Below are 3,843 nucleotides of genomic sequence, written 5' to 3' on the forward strand. Positions count from 1 at the left end.
TCATATAAATAAAAAACATAATCAACACTATTACTAAAAGATTGTTCAATAATTTGATTAGTTTGTGTAAAGTTACTATAGTTACTAATATGTCCAATTGTTGAATGATAATCAATAATTTGACTTAATCTTTTAGATTTAGGATAAGGAAATGATAAATTAAAACTTAAACCATCTTTTTGTTGATCATATAAAAAAGAACTATAAGTTGGTAAAAGAATATGAAAGTAGTTATAGTATTCATGATTATCTGAAACTACTTTTTGATTTTCTAAAACAAGGGTTGTTTTATTTTTAAGTTGATTAGATAATTTACTTTTTAAAAAGTTAAAATCCTTTTTAAAAAGTTGATACATATATTCATAATATGAACTAAAACTACTAAAGTTAGTTAGTTGTTTATGAACCTTTTTAAGTTGATTAAAATCAAGCTGTTGTTCTATTTGTTGAACTAGTTCATAGTTAATAAGTTTACTATTTTTAAAATAAAGGTTTTTAGCTCATTGGCTATTAACTTCTAATCAATCAATTTCATCATCAGAAGAAAAACAACTAGTAACTAAACTAGTTGATAAAGTTAATAATAAAAAACTAGAAGTTAAATAGTAAAGAAGTTTTTTGTTTTTAAATAATGGTTTAAAGAACATATTCTATAAATCAGATTCAAAAATAATTGTTTTGTTTGAAACATCTCCATTAATGATTTGTAAATCATCAAACTTTTGTTCATAGATTTCATAAATCTCTGTGTTTAGTTTTATTTTAGGATTGCTTTCAAAAGCAACCTTGATTTTATCTGTAACATAAGCTTCTGGAGTTTGTGAGAAATAATAGTTGTCTGAATCAACATATTGTCTTACTTTATTAACAATTTTAATTAATGATTGGTTAACATTAACTGCAGGTACTACACCATTTGCTAAGAATACTAATTCATCTTTAAGATTGTTTAATAATTCATTAGATAAGAATGGTCGAGAAGCATCATGGAAAAAGACATATTTACTTTTTACTAATTTAACAGCTTCTTGAGCAGATTTAATTCTTGTTGATTCTGCTTTAACACAAACAATCTTATTATCAAAACGAAAATGTTTACGGAAATGATCAAAACTAGTAGCTCTAACTAATAAGAAGATTCTTTCACATAATGGATCATTATTAAAATGATAAACTGAATGATCGATAACTGAAATACCATTGATTTTTTCAAATAGCTTATCTCTACCAAATCGTTTAGAGACTCCGCCAGCTAAAATAACTGCTGTATATTTTAATTCTTTTTCATTCTTGTTCATTATTTAGCACGATCTTTCATGTGAGGAAATAGTAATACATTTCGTATACTATCATTACTTGTTAATAACATAATTAATCGATCAATTCCAATACCAAGTCCACCTGTTGGTGGCATTCCATATTCAAGAGCTTCAATGAACTCAATATCAAGTTCATTAGCTTCATCATTCCCAAGCTTAGCTTCTTCAAGTTGTTTTAAAAATCGTTGGTGTTGATCAATTGGATCATTTAGCTCACTATAAGCATTTGCAATTTCTTTTTGACAAATAAATAGTTCAAACCGATCAGTAAATCTACTATCATCTTTATTCTTTTTAGAAAGAGGAGAAACTTCAATTGGATGACCATAAACAAATGTTGGTTCAATTAATTTTTCTTCAACAAAGTTTTCAAAGAATAAATTAATAACATGTCCATACGTTTGTTGGTGATTAGCTAATTGGATATTGTGTTTTTTAGCAATACTTATTGCTTCTTGATCTGATTTAACACTAAAGAAATCAACACCAGTATACTCTTTAATTAAATCAACCATATGAGCTTTTTTAAAAGGTTTAGTTAAATCAACACTAAATCCTCTAAATGTAGGATTAGTTAAGTTTAATTTAGTAGCAACATGTTTGATTAATGTTTCAGTTAGATCCATGATTTCTAAATAATCAGCATAAGCTACATAAAGTTCAATTGAAGTAAATTCTGGGTTATGGGTTGAATCCATTCCTTCATTTCTGAAGATTCGACCAATTTCATAAACTTTTTCAAATCCACCAACAATACATTTCTTAAGAGCAATTTCAGTTGCTATTCTTAAGTAATATTCTTTATTTAGTGCATTGTGGTGAGTTATAAATGGTCTAGCAGCAGCTCCGCCTAATGTATCTTGTAACATTGGTGTTTCAACTTCAAAAAACCCATTATCATCTAAATAGTTTCTTATTTCTCGAATAATTTTAGATCTTAAAATAAAAGTCTGTTTGGCTTCTTCATTAACCATTAAATCAACATGACGATATCTAGCTTTAAGTTCTTCATCAACAAGTCCATGATATTTTTCAGGTAACACTTTTAAACATTTAGCAACTAATCTTAAACCAGTTACATTAATAGTTAACTCATCACTATTAGTTTTCATTGCAATCCCTTTAATTTCAATGATATCTCCTAAATCAAGTGATTTAAAAACTTCAAACAAAGATGGATCTACTGTTTTTTTATTTACATAGATTTGCATCTTTGTACTAAAATCAGCAATTACTCCAAAAGTTTGTCTAACACCAACTAAACGACCAGCAAAGACTAATTCTTTTTGGTCTAGTTCAATTAGTTCTTGTTTTGTATAATGATTAAATTGATTATAAAAATCAGCTAAACTTATGTCCCGTTTGACTTGAGAAATGACAAAAGGGTCATGTTGTTGTTCAACAAGTTTTTCTAGTTTAGCTCTTCTAATCAATTCTTGGTCACTGAATTTACGATCCATAAGTATTTCCTTCTTTAAAACTTTAGGTTTTGTTTTTTATAATTTGCATAATACAAATCTTGGTAGATTTGTGAATTCTTTAATAGTTCATTATGTGTTCCTGAAGCAACAATTTGACCACTTTGAATAATTAAGATTAAATCTGAATTAATGATTGTTGATAATCTATGAGCAATTACAATAGCTGTTCTTTCATGCATTAAGTGATCAATTGCTTTTTGAATCTTAAGTTCTGTTGAAGTATCAACTGAACTTGTTGCTTCATCTAAAATTATAATCTTTGCATCTGAAATAATTGCACGAGCAATACAAATTAATTGTTTTTGTCCTTGTGATAAGTTCTGTTTGTCTCCAATGATAGTATGATAACCATTTGGTAAAGATTTAATTAATTCATGAGCTTGTGCTTTCATAGCAGCTTGTACTACTTCTAAATAAGTAGCATCTGGTTTGCCCCGTTTAATATTATCTAATACTGATTCATTAAATAAATATGAATCTTGTAGAACTGATGAGATTTGTGATCGAACACTTTCTCTTGATATTTCTTTAATTGATTGGTTATTAAAAGTAATATCTCCAGTTTGATAATCATAAAACTTAGTTATTAAGTTGGTGATTGTAGTTTTCCCAGCTCCTGTTGGTCCAATGATAGCTACTTTTTGGTGTGCTTTAGCTTCAAATGAAATATTCATTAATGTTGGTTGGTTTGGTAAGTAATTAAAACATACTTGATCAAACTTGATATCAATTCCATCTTTAAACTTAGAAACATCAAGTGTTTTGTTTCAATTAACTTCATGATCTACTTTCATGATCTCATTGATTTTTAATAAAGAAGTTCGTGCAGCTATAAAACCAGGGATTGTATTATTGAAGTTAGTAAAGAATTCAGCAAATGTATTAGATAATAAAGATAAACTAACTAATACACCAAAAGCAACTTGACCAGTTACTGGATCAATATTAGGTGTAATTCCAGGTAAGGGAATCTTAGCAATAGATAATAATAAGAATGAAACAGTTAGTGCCGCATTTAATAAACGCATTGCAAAAATACTTCA

General features: G+C 27.4%; 4 protein-coding genes. All 4 read right to left on the bottom strand.

The annotated features are described in order from the left end of the window. A partial coding sequence (locus tag UDIV_RS03325; RefSeq protein ID WP_038103301.1) for a hypothetical protein occupies window positions 1–647 on the bottom strand: 647 nt, incomplete at its 3' end. Between the two features lie 3 nt (window positions 648–650). Further along, window positions 651–1,298 carry a 2-C-methyl-D-erythritol 4-phosphate cytidylyltransferase gene (locus UDIV_RS03330; RefSeq protein WP_038103303.1) on the bottom strand — a complete coding sequence of 216 codons (648 nt, stop codon included), beginning with the start codon at window positions 1,296–1,298 and terminating at the stop codon, window positions 651–653. Beyond that, complete coding sequence (lysS, locus tag UDIV_RS03335) at window positions 1,298–2,779, bottom strand: lysine--tRNA ligase (RefSeq protein WP_038103305.1); 1,482 nt, start codon at window positions 2,777–2,779, stop codon at window positions 1,298–1,300. Before lysS ends, UDIV_RS03330 begins: the two co-directional genes overlap by 1 nt. A gap of 14 nt (window positions 2,780–2,793) precedes the next feature. Beyond that, the coding region (locus UDIV_RS03340) for an ABC transporter ATP-binding protein (RefSeq protein WP_038103307.1) at window positions 2,794–3,843 on the bottom strand (1,050 nt) is incomplete at its 5' end.

The organism is Ureaplasma diversum NCTC 246 (genome assembly GCF_000731915.1).
In the GTDB taxonomy this organism is placed as follows: domain Bacteria; phylum Bacillota_I; class Bacilli_A; order Mycoplasmatales; family Mycoplasmoidaceae; genus Ureaplasma; species Ureaplasma diversum.